Source organism: Bradyrhizobium sp. HKCCYLS3013 (assembly GCF_051167615.1).
Classification (GTDB): Bacteria; Pseudomonadota; Alphaproteobacteria; order Rhizobiales; family Xanthobacteraceae; genus Bradyrhizobium.
In genome coordinates this window covers 111241-125696 of record NZ_JBNPTK010000005.1, presented here as the reverse complement: position 1 = coordinate 125696, position 14456 = coordinate 111241, and the positions used below count along the sequence as shown (strand labels likewise).

Below are 14456 nucleotides of genomic sequence, written 5' to 3'. Positions count from 1 at the left end.
GATGGACAAGACCATCAACAACAAGGCCTGGTTCCTGGTGCTGCCGGTGTTCCTGCTGGTGGCGTTCTCCGCCATTCTGCCGCTGATGACGGTGGTGAACTATTCGATGCAGGACACCTTCGGCAACAACCAGTTCTTCTGGAACGGTGTCGGCTGGTTCAAGGAGCTGCTCGATCCCTCGACCGATCTCGGCGGCCGCTTCCTCGCCTCGCTGTGGCGCAACCTGATCTTCTCCGGCGCAATTCTCGCCATCGAGGTCCCGCTCGGCATCGTGATCGCGCTGGCGATGCCGCGGCAGGGCTGGACCGTGGCGTTCGCACTGGTCGTGCTGGCATTGCCGCTGTTGATTCCGTGGAACGTTGTCGGAACCATCTGGCAGATCTTCGGGCGTCCCGACATCGGCCTGCTCGGCTATGTGCTCAACGCCATCGGCCTCGACTACAACTACGTCTCCAACGAGGCTGACGCCTGGTTCACCGTCATCCTGATGGATGTCTGGCACTGGACCAGCCTGGTGGCGCTCCTATGCTACTCCGGCCTCAAATCGATCCCGGACGCCTACTACCAGGCGGCCCAGATCGACGGCGCCTCGCGCTGGGCGGTGTTCACCGCGATCCAGCTGCCGAAGATGCACCGCGTGCTGCTGATCGCCGTGCTGCTGCGCTTCATGGACAGCTTCATGATCTATACCGAGCCGTTCGTGGTCACCGGCGGCGGCCCGGGCAATTCCACCACCTTCATCTCGATCGAGTTGGTCAAGATCGCGCTCGGCCAGTTCGACCTCGGCAAGGCCGCGGCGCTGTCGCTGGTCTACAATCTGATCATCCTGATCGTCTGCTGGGTGTTCTACACCATCATGACCAATGCCGGCGCCGAGCGCCGGCCGGTGGAAGGGGGCGCGTGATGAACACGATTCCGGGCCGCCGAATCATCATCTCGCTGTTCCTGGTCTTCCTGCTGTTGCCGATCTATTGGCTCGTCAACATGAGCTTCAAGACCAACACCGAGATCGTCTCGACCATGACGCTGTGGCCGCATCAGCCGACCATCGCGAATTACATGCGCATCTTCACCGACGAGAGCTGGTATTCCGGCTACATCAACTCGTTGAAATACGTCGTCATCAACACGGTGATCTCGATTGCCGTAGCGCTGCCGGCGGCCTACGCCTTTGCGCGCTACCGCTTCCTCGGCGACAAGCATCTGTTCTTCTGGCTGCTGTCGAACCGCATGGCGCCGGCCGCGGTCTATGCGCTGCCGTTCTTCAATCTCTACTCGGCGATCGGGCTGTTCGATACGCCCTGGGCGGTGGCGCTGGCCCATTGCATCTTCAACATCCCGCTCGCGGTCTGGATTCTCGAGGGCTTCGTCTCGTCCGTGCCGCGCGAGATCGACGAGACGGCGTTTCTGGACGGCTACTCGTTTCCGCGCTTCTTCATCAAGATCCTGGTGCCGCTGATCGCCAGCGGCATCGGCGTGGCGGCGTTCTTCTGCTTCATGTTCTCCTGGGTCGAACTCCTGCTGGCGCGCACGCTGACGGCGACCGAAGCCAAGCCGATCTCGGCGATCATGACGCGAACCGTGTCTGCCGCCGGCATGGACTGGGGCCTGCTCGCCGCCGCCGGCGTGCTGACCATCATCCCCGGCGCGCTCGTGATCTGGTTCGTCCGCAACTACATCGCGCGCGGCTTCGCGCTGGGACGGGTGTGATGATGATTTCATGTCGCCGCAGTCTCCGCTCCACCTCTCCCGCCTGCGGGGGAGGTCGCGTCGCATCGTCAGATGCGATGCGGGTGGGGACCTCTGTCCTCTCGGGCAGTTCGACTCGCGGCGCCCCCACCCCAACCCTCCCCCGCAAGCGGGGGAGGGGGGCCGCTACCGCCTGGAGTCACTGAGCCATGGACAACATCGCATGGATGGCATGGACCCTGCCGACAGCAATCTTCTTCGCCGCGCTGGCCTGCACGCTGGTCGTCATGACCTGGCTCGCGGCCCGCTACCCCGAGGCCGAGCGGGTCGGGGTGCTGCGCATTCCGACCACGCGCGGCGATCGTCTGTTCATCTCGCTGATCTTGGCCGCGATCATCCATCTTGCCTGGATCGGCCTGGTCGGCACCGACACGATTACGACCTTGCCGATCGGCGAGGAAGGGTTTGAGGTTTCGAGCCTGTGGCTCGCAACCGCAATTTCGCTTGCGTCCGCCGTTGCGATCTTTCGCACCGTCTGACGCAAGTGAAAAGGGGCAGATCCGGGGGCAACCCGGACCTGGAATATTGTCGCTCAAGGAGGAAAGCATGCGACACTTGAAGCCTAGGAAGCATCACTTGACCAAGGCCCGCTACCTCGCGATGACCAGCGCCGCAGCGCTGTTTGCCGCGGGCATGACGATGTCCGTTCCGGCAAAGGCCGACGAGGCCGCCGCAAAGAAGTGGATCGACAGCGAGTTCCAGCCGTCGACGCTCTCGAAGGACGACCAGATGAAGGAAATGCAGTGGTTCATGAAGGCCGCTGAACCCTTCAAGGGCATGGAGATCAACGTTGTCTCCGAGACGCTGACAACCCACGAATACGAGTCCAAGACTCTGGCGAAGGCGTTCGAAGAGATCACCGGCATCAAGGTCAAGCACGACATCATCCAGGAAGGTGACGTCGTCGAGAAGATCCAGACCCAGATGCAGTCCGGCAAGAACGTCTATGACGGCTGGATCAACGACTCCGATTTCATCGGCACCCACTTCCGCTACGGCCAGGCCGTCGACCTGACGGACTGGATGGCGAAGGACGCCAAGGACGTCACCGATCCGATGCTCGACGTCAACGACTTCATCGGCAAGTCCTTCACCACCGCGCCCAACGGCCATTTGTATCAGTTGCCCGACCAGCAGTTCGCCAACCTGTATTGGTTCCGCTACGACTGGTTCACCAACCCGGACTACAAGGCCAAGTTCAAGGCCAAGTATGGCTACGACCTCGGCGTGCCGGTGAACTGGTCGGCCTACGAGGACATCGCCGAGTTCTTCACCAACGACATCAAGGAGATCAACGGCGTCCGAGTCTATGGCCACATGGACTACGGCAAGAAGGATCCCTCGCTCGGCTGGCGTTTCACCGACGCCTGGCTGTCGATGGCCGGTAACGGCGACAAGGGCCTCCCGAACGGCCTGCCGGTCGACGAATGGGGCATCCGCATGGAAGGTTGCCGTCCGGTCGGCTCCTCGGTCGAGCGCGGCGGCGACGTCAACGGACCTGCCGCAGTCTATTCGATCGTCAAGTATCTCGACTGGATGAAGAAGTATGCTCCGCCGCAGGCCCAGGGCATGACCTTCTCGGAATCCGGCCCGGTGCCGTCGCAGGGCAACATCGCTCAGCAGATCTTCTGGTACACCGCCTTCACCGCCGACATGGTCAAGCCCGGCCTGCCGGTGATGAACGCCGACGGAACGCCGAAGTGGCGCATGGCTCCGTCGCCGCACGGCTCCTACTGGAAGGACGGCATGAAGCTCGGCTATCAGGACGTGGGATCGTTGACGCTCCTGAAGTCCACGCCGGTCGATCGCCGCAAGGCGGCCTGGCTCTATCTGCAGTTCATCGTCTCGAAGACGGTGTCCTTGAAGAAGAGCCATGTCGGTCTGACCTTCATCCGTGAATCGGACATCTGGGACAAGTCGTTCACCGAGCGCGCGCCGAAGCTTGGCGGCTTGATCGAGTTCTACCGCTCGCCCGCGCGCGTGCAGTGGACCCCGACCGGCAACAACGTGCCCGACTATCCGAAGCTCGCGCAGCTGTGGTGGCAGAACATCGGCGATGCGTCGTCCGGTGCGAAGACGCCGCAGCAGGCGATGGACGCACTCGCAGCCGCGCAGGACTCCGTGCTCGAGCGTCTTGAGAAGTCCAAGGTCCAGGGCGACTGCGGGCCGAAGCTGAACAAGAAGGAGTCGGCCGAGTACTGGTTCAACAAGTCGGCGAAGGACGGCAACATCGCTCCGCAGCGCAAGCTCGCGAACGAGAAGCCGAAGGGCGAGACGATCGACTACGACACGCTGATCAAGTCGTGGCCGGCGTCGCCTCCGAAGCGCGCCGAGGCGAAGTAACTGCCTCTCCTGCGGCGGGTCGGCGACAGGTCGGTTCGTCCGTCGGGAGCTTGGAAGGCCGGGAGCAATCCCGGCCTTCTTCTTTTTCGTTGACTTGTCCGATCATGCGCGTTCGGATCGCTCTGCTCGTCACCCGATGAGACTTGGTTCGAGCCGCTGGAAATTGCGATGCGCATGACCTTTCGCTGTGATCCCGCCCTTGTGGATCACCTGCCGCGGCCGGTGCCGGCCAGAACCGTGCTGCCGGATTGGTTGCGGCAGATGCCGGCCTCGGCGCATTCCGAGCTGCACGGGCGCGACATCCGCACGGTCAAACAGTGTCCGCCCTTCGTCGACGCGATGGCCTATGGCGTCATGATCCTGCTGCCCTGTGACGTCAGCGTCGAGTGCGGCGCGTTCGCCTGGGAATGGGACATCCCGGCCCCGGCGACCAAGGGACATCCGCGTGCGCCGTTGAGCTTTCATGTCGCAGCGCAATTGATGGGCGCGCCGTTCGCGTCGGATCAGCAGGCGGCCATCAAGTTCAATTCCTTCTGGACGATCGAGTGCGAAGCCGGGTGGTCGCTTTTCGCGACGCATCCGGTCAACCGCGAGGACTTGCCGTTCCGCACCCTGTCGGGCCTCGTCGATGCCGATCGCTTCCACGATGGCGGCATCAATTTTCCAGCGCTCTGGCTCGATCCGGATTTCACCGGCGTCCTGCCGAAGGGTACGCCTGTGGCGCAGTGCTTCGCCGTATTGCGCGAGCCGCCGCAGCTCGTGTTCGAGCCGCTCGACGACGCGCAGCGTGAGACCTACGCTGCAACGGTGGCTGAGGTGCTCGCGACACCAAACGTGTACCGCAAGAAATTTCGCGCACGCCGCGGCCGCCTAACCAGCTGAGTTCAGGGCGCGCTTCAACGCGGCAGGGTCGATCCAAAGTCGGCCATGCGGAGCCGAGGTGAGCGCCATGGCGATGGCACCGAACATCTGTGGGCGAAGCCGATAGGCACAAGCATAGGCCTGCATTGCCGCGTCGGGGTCGCCGCTCTCCTGCAGGACGATGCCGAGATTGAGCGCCGCTTCGGCGTGATCCGGCCTTATCGCCAGCACGCGGCGATAGGCTGCGGCAGCTCCCGCGAGATCCGCAACATCCTGTCGCACGAGGCCGAGATCGAACCAGACCGAGGCCGGCGCAGCCGGGTTGGCTGCCCGTTCGAGGACGGTCCGTGCCGTATCGAAGTCGCCGTTCTCCCAGGAAAGACGTCCGAGCCGCGCTAGTGCTTCGTCGTGCTCCGGTATGACCTTGAGAATCGCCAGCCAAGCTGCCCGCGCCTGGGCTGCCATTCCTGCCTGATCGAGAATGCGAGCTTTTTCGATGAAGACCTCGCGGCGGGGTGACAGCGCGATGGCGCGGTCGACATGGGCGAGCGCGCGCTCGAAATCCTTCCCCACCCGCGCGATGCGCGCCGCAAGCAGCCGAGCTGCGGCATGGTCCGGCCGGCGGGCCAGACTGGCCTCGATGCGCAACCGTGCTGCGGCGTTGTCCTCGACCGCGAACAGCACTGCGGCAAGCAGATGGCTCAACATCGGTTCGTCTGGACTTTGCTTCAAGCCCGTTTCGCACAGCCGTTGCGCCTCTGCCGCGCGCCCTGCGTTGAAGGCGGCCGTGGCGCGGCGTGCGATCTCTTCGGTGGTCTCGCTCATATTCACGATCATATACGGTCGGGCCGGACAACTGAACTCGGGTGCCGGCTCCGGACTCATCGTCCGCGGTGATGCGAGCGGTGCCCTCGCCGGCTCGAGCTGCGCGAACTTGAGGCCGATGCGCACCACCGTAGCGCAGCAACCGCTCGCGCCCGTTCCATCCGGGAATTCTTCCCATCGGCCTGGGGACATATTCCATGAGGCAAGTGTCTTGAAGCTGCCGAGAACAGGCGGCACTCTCGGCTTGCGAACAGTGCAGCCGTTCCATTGCAGCTCTGCCCGGGTATCAAAACCAAGAGCCCTCCGGGGAGAACGGTGGACGGCACGGGGCTCCGCGGCTGCATCGAGGACCCCCAAGGTCCCTTACAGGGAGTACGGCCATGGATCAGGCGCACATCGCCAATATCGCGAGCACGCTGCCGGAGGCGTTGTCGCCCTGGACCATGTTCATGCAGGCCGACATCGTCGTGAAGTCGGTGATGATCGGCTTGGCGTTGGCCTCGGTGGCAACCTGGACGGTGCTGGTCGTCAAGACCATTCAGCTCCGCTCGGCGCTGCGCACGGCCCGCGGCGCGCTCGGCATCACCATGGCGGCCCGCTCCTTGACCGATGCGACAGGACGCATTTCGGCCGACGACGGTGTCGTCGGCCGGCTTCTCGCCCTGGCCGACGACGAGATCGACAAGTCGCGCGGCCTGCCTGCCGACGGCATCAAGGAGCGCGTCTCCTGGCAGTTCGAGCGGATCGAGGCGGCGGCAGTGGCGCGCATCGGCCGCGGCATCGGCATTCTCGCCACCGTCGGCGCCGTCGGCCCGTTCGTCGGCCTGTTCGGCACGGTCTGGGGCATCATGAACAGCTTCATCGGCATCTCGCATGCGCATACGACCAACCTCGCGGTGGTGGCGCCGGGCATCGCGGAAGCGCTGCTCGCGACCGCCTTCGGCCTCGCCGCCGCGATTCCCGCGGTCGTGATCTACAACCTGTTCGCGCGCGCCACCGGCGGCTATCGCGCCGTCATCGCCGATGCATCGGTGGCGGTGATGCGGCTGCTCAGCCGCGATCTCGACCGGCAGCATGCGGGGCCCGCCGAGGCGCGGCGCAGCGCCATCCGCGCGGTCGAGGCGCCGATGCTGTCGATCGCCAATCCGGCGGAGTGAGCCATGGCCGTCAAGCTCGCCCGGCGCACCGACGAGTTCGAGGAGACGCACGACATCAACGTGACGCCGTTCATCGACGTCATGCTGGTGCTCCTGATCATCTTCATGGTCGCCGCGCCGCTCGCCACGGTCGACGTCCCGGTCAACCTGCCGGCGATCTCGGCCGAGCCGCAGCCGCGCGCGGAGACGCCGGTCTTCGTCACCTTCAAGGCCGACCGCTCGCTCGCCGTCGGCGACCAGAGCGTGGCGCAGGCCGACATCGCCGCCTCGCTCGATGCCGCCACCAAGTCCGATCATGAGCAGCGCGTGCTGCTGCGCGCCGATCAGACGCTGCCCTATGGCGAGGTGATGGCGCTGATGAACACGTTGCGCCGCGCCGGCTATACCAAGGTCGCACTCGTCGCACTGGAAGACCGGGGCGCGCAGTGAGCGTCCTGACGCTCGATCCGTTCGAACACGAGCAGCGCCGTGAGCGGACGCTGTGGACCATCGCCGCGCTGGTGGTGGCCGCGCTGCATGTCGGGCTCGCCGTCGGCTATCTGCTGCTGCGCCCCGCGCCGCAGGGGCGTGCCCAGGCGCCGGCCTTCGACGTCGTGTTCACCCCGGCGGTGGTGAGCGAGCCGGCGCCGACGGCGCAGGATGCGCCGGCGTCCGAGCCAACGTCGGCGGAGCCGCCGAAGGAAGAGCAGGTGAAGGACGAGCCGGTCGCGCGTGAGGCCGTCGCTGAGCCTGTCCCGCCGGCTCCCTCCGAGCCGGAGCCGCAGGTCGTGGCGCAGCCTGACCTGGAGCCGGATGTCATTCCCTCGCCGGAGCCCGCGCCGCAGGTCGCCCTCGCGCCCGAGCCGCCGCGTGCGGACGATGTCGTTCTGCCGCCGCCGCCACCACCAAAACCGATCGAGGCGAAGCCGCCGGAGCCGAAGCCCGTTCCCGTGCCCGAGCGTGTCGAGCGCAAGCCGGTCGAGAAGAAGGAAACGAAGAAGGCCGAGAGGAAGTCCGCGCCGCCGAAGCCGGCTGCGGCGCCGGCGGCCCGGCCTTCACGTGTCGCGTCGGCGCCCAATCCCGGCGAGGACAGCGTCGGGGCGCGCGAGGGCCAGGCCAGTTGGAACGCCGAGGTGGTGGCGCAGATCCGCCGCGCCGCGGCCTATCCCTCCGACGGCAATGGCGCGAGCGGCACCGTCATGCTGAACGTCGTGATCGATCGCAACGGACGACTCTTGTCGCGACGGCTCGCCGGCAGCTCGGGCTCGCCGGCGCTGGACCGCGCGGCGATGGGCATCATCGAACGCGCCGCGCCGTTCCCGCGCTTTCCGCCGGCGATGGCTCAGGCGCAGGTCTCGCGCACGGTGCCGCTGCATCTGAGGCCGCGCTGAACGCGGCGCCATCCGGAGCTACGTCCGATGGCGCTCCGTCCCGCTATTTGCTGCACTCGGTCAGATCCGTATCGCGCACGACGAACTGCGCGCCTTCCTTGAGCTCGATGTTCTTGGCGATGCAGGTGCGGCCGCCCTTTTCGGACAGCTTGATGTCGTAGCGGCCTGATTTCACGCCGACCAAGGTCATGCGCTCGTTATGGTCGACCTCGCCCTCGTCGTCGTTCTTGCACTGGTCGGCGCCCCAGGTCTTGGTGCCCGCGGCCGCCAGGTACATCTTCACGATGGTCTGGCCGGTGCGATTGAGAAAGCGCGGGCCGTCCTCGGCGGACGCGGCGGAGCCGGCCAGCATGAGAAGCGCGCAGGCGGTGACGAGGCGACGCATGACGAGTGTCCTTTTCTTATGATTGGTCACGGGATGAAGGCGCGCGGATCAGAAATCCTTGCCGATGCTGGTCTTGACGGCGAGGCCACGCGAGGCGTTGGTCAGGCCGTAGCCGAGGCCGAAGCTGAGCTCGAAGCCCTTGAAGCGGGTGTCGGCGACTGCGTAGAGCGTCTGCATCTGCTGATTCCAGGGCAGGATGTAGCCGAACGGTCCGAGATTGGAGAAATGCTCGATGCCGACGGTCCAGCGGTCGCTGAGGCGCTTGACGAAGCGCACCGACGGCTCGAACGCCGAGCCGGCGCCGTCGATGCCGAAGGTCATGTTGGCGTTGAAGATGAGCTGATAGTCGTTGGGCAGGTTGACGCCGATGATCGGCGTGAACATCTGCGCTACCCGCGGCGTGGCCTCCTGCACGAAGCGCGGCGCGCCGGGCTGGCCGGCGCCGGCCTTGTTGGCGACCCACAGATCGGGCGTCAGGCCGCCCTGCGGCGCCAGGATGGTGCGTGACACCAGGCCGAGGAAGACGGTGCGCTCGAGCCGGTCGCCCTGGATGAAGGTCTGGCGAATGGTGACGCCGCCGGACTGGAATGAATAGCCGGGCACGCCGTTGTCCATCACGTTGCCCAGCGCCATCGGCACATTGGTGCGGGCAAAGGCGTAGGGCGAGGTCAACGCGATCTCGTACCATTCGGTCGGCGAGTAGCCGATCTCGGTCTCGCCGGTGACCGCACGCTGCGGCACGCGGCGTCCGCCGTTCTGTTGCGGATTGAAGGTGGTCAGATAGCCGAAGCGCTGCTCGACCTGGAAATGTCCGGGCGAGGCCGGGTCATTGCCCTGGATCTCCTCGGCCGCTGCGCCGAACGGCGCGAGCACGAGAGCACCGGCAGCCATGTACAATCGCGATCGTCTTCTTGCACTCCTGGCGATGCCGTTCGGCTGCATGTCCCCGCGCTCCCTTCAACTGATGAGCTAACGAGTCGCCGGGGCGAAAACATGCGGGCCTGTCGGCTGAAAGATGACGCGATCGGGAAACGATCAGTCGTTGAATGCCGCATTTGCTCCGGCCTTTCCTGTTTCGGTGAGGAATAGGGATGTTTTGGCAAGTCGAACGGGACATTTTGACCGAGACAATATGGCGGCCATTTCGCGAGTGAATCTCAACACGGTGATGAATGTGGCGTGTTGCAAACACATTGAGGTCATAGAGCGAGGAAAACATCGGTTGCAGCATGCATTGCTGATCGCCGGATCAGCCAGAGAATGGACACGCCCGTGCTTCACACACCCGGTCATCGCCGCCGCTTGTCCGCTCAGCCGATGCCGCTCGGGCTGATAGTCGCGCTCCTCCTGTCCACGCTGCTGCCGGACGGACGCGCCTTCGCGGAGGAGACGCTGCGGGACCAGTTGGAAGCCTGGTGGAGTCAAACCCACGCCGGCAAGAGAAGTCAGGTTGGGCAAGCCCAACACGCGTTGTCGGGGAGCGATGCCAGAACCGCAAGGCATGTCGCCAAGCGCAGACGCCACGTCGCCAACGCCCGGGCCGAGGCGGAGGGAGGCACCTTCGACCACGATAGCGGTCCGCGTCGCGACCGTCCGGGGAGATATTTCCTACACGGACCGAGGTTCTAGTCTCGACGCTCTTGCGGGAATTTCTCGGGCGTCGCGTTCTTGCACTTGCGAAATGACAGGGCCTCCCATACGTCAAAGCGATGTGTGGCGCGTTGCCGATGAAACCAGCGACGCTCGCATACGTTGTTTTCGTGCCCTTCATCGCCGCCCCTCGGACGGCGGAGACAAAGGATCAATTCGATGAATTGGAAACTGATGATGACGGCCGCCGCCGTCGGCATGGCCGCGATCGTCGGCACGTCGAAGATGGCTGTCAGTGCACCGGCCCCTTCGAAGCTGCTGACCGCGATCGACCCCGACAAGGACGGCACCGCCGACATGAGCGAGGTCCGCACGGCCGCCGGCGCGCTGTTCGATCGTCTCGATCGCGACCATGACGGCACGCTCGACGCCAAGGAGCTGCGCGGCCGCGTGTCGGCCAAGGATCTCAAGGCCGCGGATCCGGACAATGACGGCACGCTGACCAAGGACGAGTATCTCGCGCTGGTGGAAGGCCGCTTCAAGGCGGCCGATCCTGACAACGACGGCACGCTCGATTCGAAAGAGCTGAAGTCGGTCGCCAAGCTGCTGAAGTGAGGCGCCGTCCGTATCGGACGCGACCAAGACATCAACTCACGGGGCCTGCGACGGGAGACCGTCGCAGGCCCCTCGCGTTTCAGCTCGGGCGGGACATTTCCACTGCGAGACGAACCAGGTCGGGCAGGCTGCGGGCCCCGAGCTTCTGCCGCAGCCGGTAGGTCAGGTTGATGACGGTCTTGTAGCTGATGCCGAGATGGTCGGCGATCGCCTGATAGGATTTCGCCTCGGCCAGCAGCGCCAGCGCCTGGCGCTCGCGCGGGGTCAGCGCAGGGGCAGCCATGCCATCGGGGTCGGCGCGGAGCAGGGCGATGCGGGTGGCGAGCTGCGGATCGAGATAGGTGCCGCCGGCGCGCACCTGCTCCAACGCCTTGGGCAGCTCGTGCGGCGGCGCGTCCTTCAGCAGATAGCCGCTGGCGCCGGCGTCGATCGCCGAGCGGACGATACGCGGATCGGCATGCATGCTGAAGACCAGGATCCGGGCGCGGGGATCGTGCGACCGCATGCGTTCGATCAGACGGATGCCGCCGAGCTCCTGCCCGTGCAGACGCAGATCGACGATCGCGACGTCCGGCCGGTCACGGACATAGGCGTCGTACCCGCTGTCGGCATCGTGTGCCTCGGACAGCGAGCGGATCCCGGCTTCGTTCAGCAGCCAGCGGCAGGCCGTGATCACGACCGGGTGGTCGTCGACGAGAAGAACGCGATACATCCGACGTCGTCTTGCCCCTATGGCGCCGACGGCGCCGATGCTTCCCTCTACCAATGAGTTCCCTTGCAAACCAGGATCGGGTGCAACAGTGCGGCCGAGTCTGGGAGAGAGCCCGGCGAATTGATCTCCACTTTCCGGATCCGGGAAGATTGTCCCTAGGGGCCGAAGAATATTGCCCGTTGCGACGAACTGGACGGCTGTTTACGAATGTTAAGGTTCGTAAACGGGTAAATCGACCAGTTCTGGTGCGGGTGGGGCTCAGGGGCGTGGGCTGTTGCCGGAACCGGTCGACAAGAAACTGGGGGACGTCTTGACCAGACTGTCGGCGCTGAAGAGCGCGCTTCTCGCGACGTGTGCGTCGCTGCCCACGGCTGCGTTCGCGCAGCAAACCCTGCAGACCATCGAGGTGGTCGGCGTCTCGCCCGTTCAGGGCAGCGAGATTGCGAAGGACAAGATTCCATCCAACGTCGAAACCATCGGGGCGCGGGAGCTCGACCACAGCCGCGCGCCGACGCTGCTCGACGGCATCCTGCAATCGGTGCCCGGCGTCTCGCTCAGCGACCAGACCGGCAACGCGTTTCAGCGCGACCTGAACTACCGCGGCCAGACCGCCTCGCCGGTGCTCGGCACGCCGCAGGGCATCGCCGTCTACCAGAACGGCACCCGCATCAACGAGGCCTTCGGCGACGTCGTCAACTGGGACCTGATCCCGGAAATGGCGATCGCGCGCATGACCCTGATGCCGAACAATCCGCTGTTCGGCCTCAATGCCACCGGGGGCGCGCTCTCGATCGAGATGAAGAACGGCTTCAACTACCAGGGCGGCGAAGCGCAGCTGTTCGGCGGCTCGTTCGGCCGGATCCAGTCGGGGGCGCAATACGGCTGGAACAATGGCACCTATTCGACATACATTGCCGCGGAAGGCGCCTATGACCGCGGCTGGCGCGACTATTCGTCGGCCTCGCAGATCCGGCGCATGTATGCCGATTTCGGCGCGCGCGGCGACAACACCGAATTCCACCTCTCCTTCACCGGCGCCGACAACAAGCTCGGCTCGGTCGCGGCGACGCCGATCGAGATGCTGAACCAGCGCTGGTCGAGCGTCTACACCTGGCCGCAGTCGCTGCGCCTGCAGATGCAGATGGTGCAGGCGAGCCTGAAGTGGGCGCCCACCGACACGCTGTCGGTCCAGGCCAACGGCTACTACCGCAACTACAAATCCGCGCGCATCGACGGCAACGGCACCGAGGTTGCGGCCTGCGACCCTGCGGGCGCGTTCCCCGGCGAATTCTGTCTCAGCGATGCCGCCGGCACCGAGTTCCAGATGAACCGCAACGGTCCGACCGTCAACACGCTGGCGGGCGATGCGGCGCTCGGCCAGATCGACCGCAACACGGTCAAGACCGGCAGCTATGGCGGCTCGCTGCAGGCGACCTCGACGACGCAGCTCTTCGGCCATGACAACCATTTCGTCGTCGGCGCCAGCGTCGATCACGGCAATACCAACTTCCAGGCCACCTCCGAGCTCGGCACCATCGACAACAATCTGTTCGTCACCGGCCTCGGCGTCTACGTCGATCAGCCCAATGCCGGCCTCGCCCCGGTCAACCTGAACGCCAAGAACACCTATCTCGGCGTCTACGCGACCAACACCTTCGACATCACCTCGCAGCTCGCCTTGACGGCCGGCGGCCGCTTCAACTGGGCGCAGATCAATCTGCGCGACCAGACCGGCTTCGCGCCGCTGCTGAACAGCAACAACAACTTCCAGCGCTTCAACCCGGTGGTCGGCCTGACCTACAAGATCACGCCTGATATGACCGCCTACGCGGGCTACTCCGAGGCCAACCGCGCGCCGACGCCGCTCGAGCTCGGCTGCTCCGATCCGGCCAATCCCTGCCTGATCGACAACTTCCTGATCGCCGATCCGCCGCTCAAGCAGGTGGTGTCGCGCACCGTCGAAGGCGGCCTGCGCGGCGAGATCTCCGGCGGCCGCTCGGCCTACGCCGCCGATCTGCCGGCCTATCGCAAGGCGCCGATCAAGTCGATGGCGGTTGATGACGGCTGGCGGCTGCGCTGGGGCCTCAGCCTGTTCCGGACCGAGAATTCCGACGACATCATCCAGGTCGTCGACCCGGCCAACCCGGTGCGCGGCTACTTCAAGAACGCCGGCACCACCCTCCGCCAGGGTGTCGAGGCCAAGCTCGATCTCGCTTGGAATCGCTGGACCGCATACGCCAACTATACTTTCATCGACGCCACCTTCCGCAGTGCTTTCGACGTCAACGATCCGTTCCTCGGGGCGCCGGTCGGTGTCGTCTCCGGCAACCACATTCCCGGCATTCCGGCGCATCGCCTGAAGCTCGGCGCGGAATATGCCGTGACCGACGCCTGGAAGGTCGGCGCCAGCGTCAACTATGTCGGCAGCCAGTACCTGTTGCACGACGAAACCAACGTCTATCCGAAGGTTCCGGCCTACTGGGTCGTGAACGTCAACACGTCCTATCAGGTGACCAAGAACGTCGAGGTGTTCGGCCTGATCCAGAACCTGTTCAACCAGCGCTACTACTCGGCGGGCACCGTGTTCGACCCTGCCGGCTTCAACACCGCCGGCGGCGGAACGGCGTTCGCGTTGAACGATCCCCGCAGCATGGTGCCGGGAATGCCGCTCGCGGCCTATGCCGGCATCCGGGCGAAGTTCTGAGCCTCAGCCACGGACCACCAGCGACGCATAGGCGCATCCGCGCCGCGCCACGGCAGCCCCCACCGTGGCAAGAAGGCCGGGAGAAATCCCGGCCTTTTCATTTGCTGGTCGGGGTCTTGCAGGTGCCGGAACCGCGAGCGCGGAG

The 14456-nt window shown here is 65.2% G+C and carries 14 protein-coding genes; 10 read left to right on the top strand and 4 right to left on the bottom strand.

The window, feature by feature from the left end:
- Position 1: 1 nt before the first annotated feature.
- The 5 genes from ACQR1F_RS11495 to ACQR1F_RS11475 all read left to right on the top strand — a co-directional run bounded on the left by ACQR1F_RS11495 (position 2) and on the right by ACQR1F_RS11475 (position 4974).
- Positions 2-904 (top strand): carbohydrate ABC transporter permease, encoded by a 903-nt coding sequence (locus tag ACQR1F_RS11495; RefSeq protein ID WP_315802733.1) that lies wholly within the window; start codon positions 2-4, stop codon positions 902-904.
- The gene (locus ACQR1F_RS11490) at positions 904-1710 is read left to right on the top strand and encodes a carbohydrate ABC transporter permease (protein WP_315802734.1); all 807 of its coding nucleotides are present in this window, start codon (positions 904-906) and stop codon (positions 1708-1710) included. The genes ACQR1F_RS11495 and ACQR1F_RS11490 overlap by 1 nt, the downstream gene beginning before the upstream one ends.
- Before the next feature lie 188 nt (positions 1711-1898).
- Positions 1899-2228: a DUF2160 domain-containing protein gene (locus tag ACQR1F_RS11485; RefSeq protein ID WP_315802735.1), complete on the top strand. Its 330-nt coding sequence runs from the start codon at positions 1899-1901 to the stop codon at positions 2226-2228.
- Between the two features lie 67 nt (positions 2229-2295).
- A complete protein-coding gene (locus ACQR1F_RS11480) occupies positions 2296-4092 on the top strand; it encodes an ABC transporter substrate-binding protein (protein ID WP_315802736.1) in 1797 nt (598 codons plus the stop codon).
- A gap of 168 nt (positions 4093-4260) precedes the next feature.
- Complete coding sequence (locus ACQR1F_RS11475) at positions 4261-4974, top strand: hypothetical protein (protein WP_434913052.1); 714 nt, start codon at positions 4261-4263, stop codon at positions 4972-4974.
- Here ACQR1F_RS11475 and ACQR1F_RS11470 read toward each other — a convergent pair.
- Positions 4963-5778, bottom strand: coding sequence for a tetratricopeptide repeat protein (locus ACQR1F_RS11470; RefSeq protein ID WP_434913051.1), 816 nt, complete (start codon positions 5776-5778; stop codon positions 4963-4965). The genes ACQR1F_RS11475 and ACQR1F_RS11470 overlap by 12 nt on opposite strands.
- Before the next feature lie 380 nt (positions 5779-6158).
- Here ACQR1F_RS11470 and exbB point away from each other — a divergent pair, with 380 nt between their 5' ends.
- From exbB to ACQR1F_RS11455, 3 genes are read left to right on the top strand one after another with little or no spacing between them, the layout of a single operon-like run.
- Positions 6159-6935: a tonB-system energizer ExbB gene (gene exbB, locus ACQR1F_RS11465; protein ID WP_434913050.1), complete on the top strand. Its 777-nt coding sequence runs from the start codon at positions 6159-6161 to the stop codon at positions 6933-6935.
- Between the two features lie 3 nt (positions 6936-6938).
- Positions 6939-7364 (top strand): TonB system transport protein ExbD, encoded by a 426-nt coding sequence (gene exbD / locus ACQR1F_RS11460; RefSeq protein ID WP_315802739.1) that lies wholly within the window; start codon positions 6939-6941, stop codon positions 7362-7364.
- Entirely contained in the window at positions 7361-8305 is a 945-nt protein-coding gene (locus tag ACQR1F_RS11455) for a TonB family protein (RefSeq protein WP_434913049.1), read from the top strand. Before exbD ends, ACQR1F_RS11455 begins: the two co-directional genes overlap by 4 nt.
- A gap of 43 nt (positions 8306-8348) precedes the next feature.
- Here the strand turns inward: ACQR1F_RS11455 and ACQR1F_RS11450 are convergent, their stop codons facing one another.
- Positions 8349-8690, bottom strand: a complete 342-nt coding sequence (locus tag ACQR1F_RS11450; RefSeq protein ID WP_434913048.1) for a hypothetical protein — start codon at positions 8688-8690, stop codon at positions 8349-8351.
- Positions 8691-8738: 48 nt separating this feature from the next.
- Positions 8739-9581 (bottom strand): hypothetical protein, encoded by an 843-nt coding sequence (locus ACQR1F_RS11445; RefSeq protein ID WP_316217355.1) that lies wholly within the window; start codon positions 9579-9581, stop codon positions 8739-8741.
- 957 nt (positions 9582-10538) lie between these two features.
- On the opposite strand from ACQR1F_RS11445, the gene ACQR1F_RS11440 reads away from it, so the two are divergent.
- Positions 10539-10895, top strand: coding sequence for an EF-hand domain-containing protein (locus ACQR1F_RS11440; RefSeq protein ID WP_434913149.1), 357 nt, complete (start codon positions 10539-10541; stop codon positions 10893-10895).
- A gap of 79 nt (positions 10896-10974) precedes the next feature.
- Here the strand turns inward: ACQR1F_RS11440 and ACQR1F_RS11435 are convergent, their stop codons facing one another.
- Positions 10975-11607, bottom strand: coding sequence for a response regulator transcription factor (locus ACQR1F_RS11435; protein WP_315802742.1), 633 nt, complete (start codon positions 11605-11607; stop codon positions 10975-10977).
- 310 nt (positions 11608-11917) lie between these two features.
- Here ACQR1F_RS11435 and ACQR1F_RS11430 point away from each other — a divergent pair, with 310 nt between their 5' ends.
- Positions 11918-14311 carry a TonB-dependent receptor gene (locus tag ACQR1F_RS11430; protein WP_434913047.1) on the top strand — a complete coding sequence of 798 codons (2394 nt, stop codon included), beginning with the start codon at positions 11918-11920 and terminating at the stop codon, positions 14309-14311.
- Positions 14312-14456: the final 145 nt, after the last annotated feature.

Bases quoted from the DNA above. Each gene is read 5' to 3' on its own strand.
- exbD (WP_315802739.1), top strand. From the start codon at position 6,939: ATGGCCGTCAAGCTCGCCCGGCGCACCGACGAGTTCGAGGAGACGCAC.
- ACQR1F_RS11495 (WP_315802733.1), top strand. From the start codon at position 2: ATGGACAAGACCATCAACAACAAGGCCTGGTTCCTGGTGCTGCCGGTG.
- ACQR1F_RS11475 (WP_434913052.1), top strand. From the start codon at position 4,261: ATGCGCATGACCTTTCGCTGTGATCCCGCCCTTGTGGATCACCTGCCG.
- ACQR1F_RS11485 (WP_315802735.1), top strand. From the start codon at position 1,899: ATGGACAACATCGCATGGATGGCATGGACCCTGCCGACAGCAATCTTC.
- exbB (WP_434913050.1), top strand. From the start codon at position 6,159: ATGGATCAGGCGCACATCGCCAATATCGCGAGCACGCTGCCGGAGGCG.
- ACQR1F_RS11480 (WP_315802736.1), top strand. From the start codon at position 2,296: ATGCGACACTTGAAGCCTAGGAAGCATCACTTGACCAAGGCCCGCTAC.
- ACQR1F_RS11445 (WP_316217355.1), bottom strand. From the start codon at position 9,581: ATGGCTGCCGGTGCTCTCGTGCTCGCGCCGTTCGGCGCAGCGGCCGAG.
- ACQR1F_RS11440 (WP_434913149.1), top strand. From the start codon at position 10,539: ATGGCCGCGATCGTCGGCACGTCGAAGATGGCTGTCAGTGCACCGGCC.
- ACQR1F_RS11450 (WP_434913048.1), bottom strand. From the start codon at position 8,690: ATGCGTCGCCTCGTCACCGCCTGCGCGCTTCTCATGCTGGCCGGCTCC.
- ACQR1F_RS11490 (WP_315802734.1), top strand. From the start codon at position 904: ATGAACACGATTCCGGGCCGCCGAATCATCATCTCGCTGTTCCTGGTC.
- ACQR1F_RS11470 (WP_434913051.1), bottom strand. From the start codon at position 5,778: ATGAGCGAGACCACCGAAGAGATCGCACGCCGCGCCACGGCCGCCTTC.
- ACQR1F_RS11435 (WP_315802742.1), bottom strand. From the start codon at position 11,607: ATGTATCGCGTTCTTCTCGTCGACGACCACCCGGTCGTGATCACGGCC.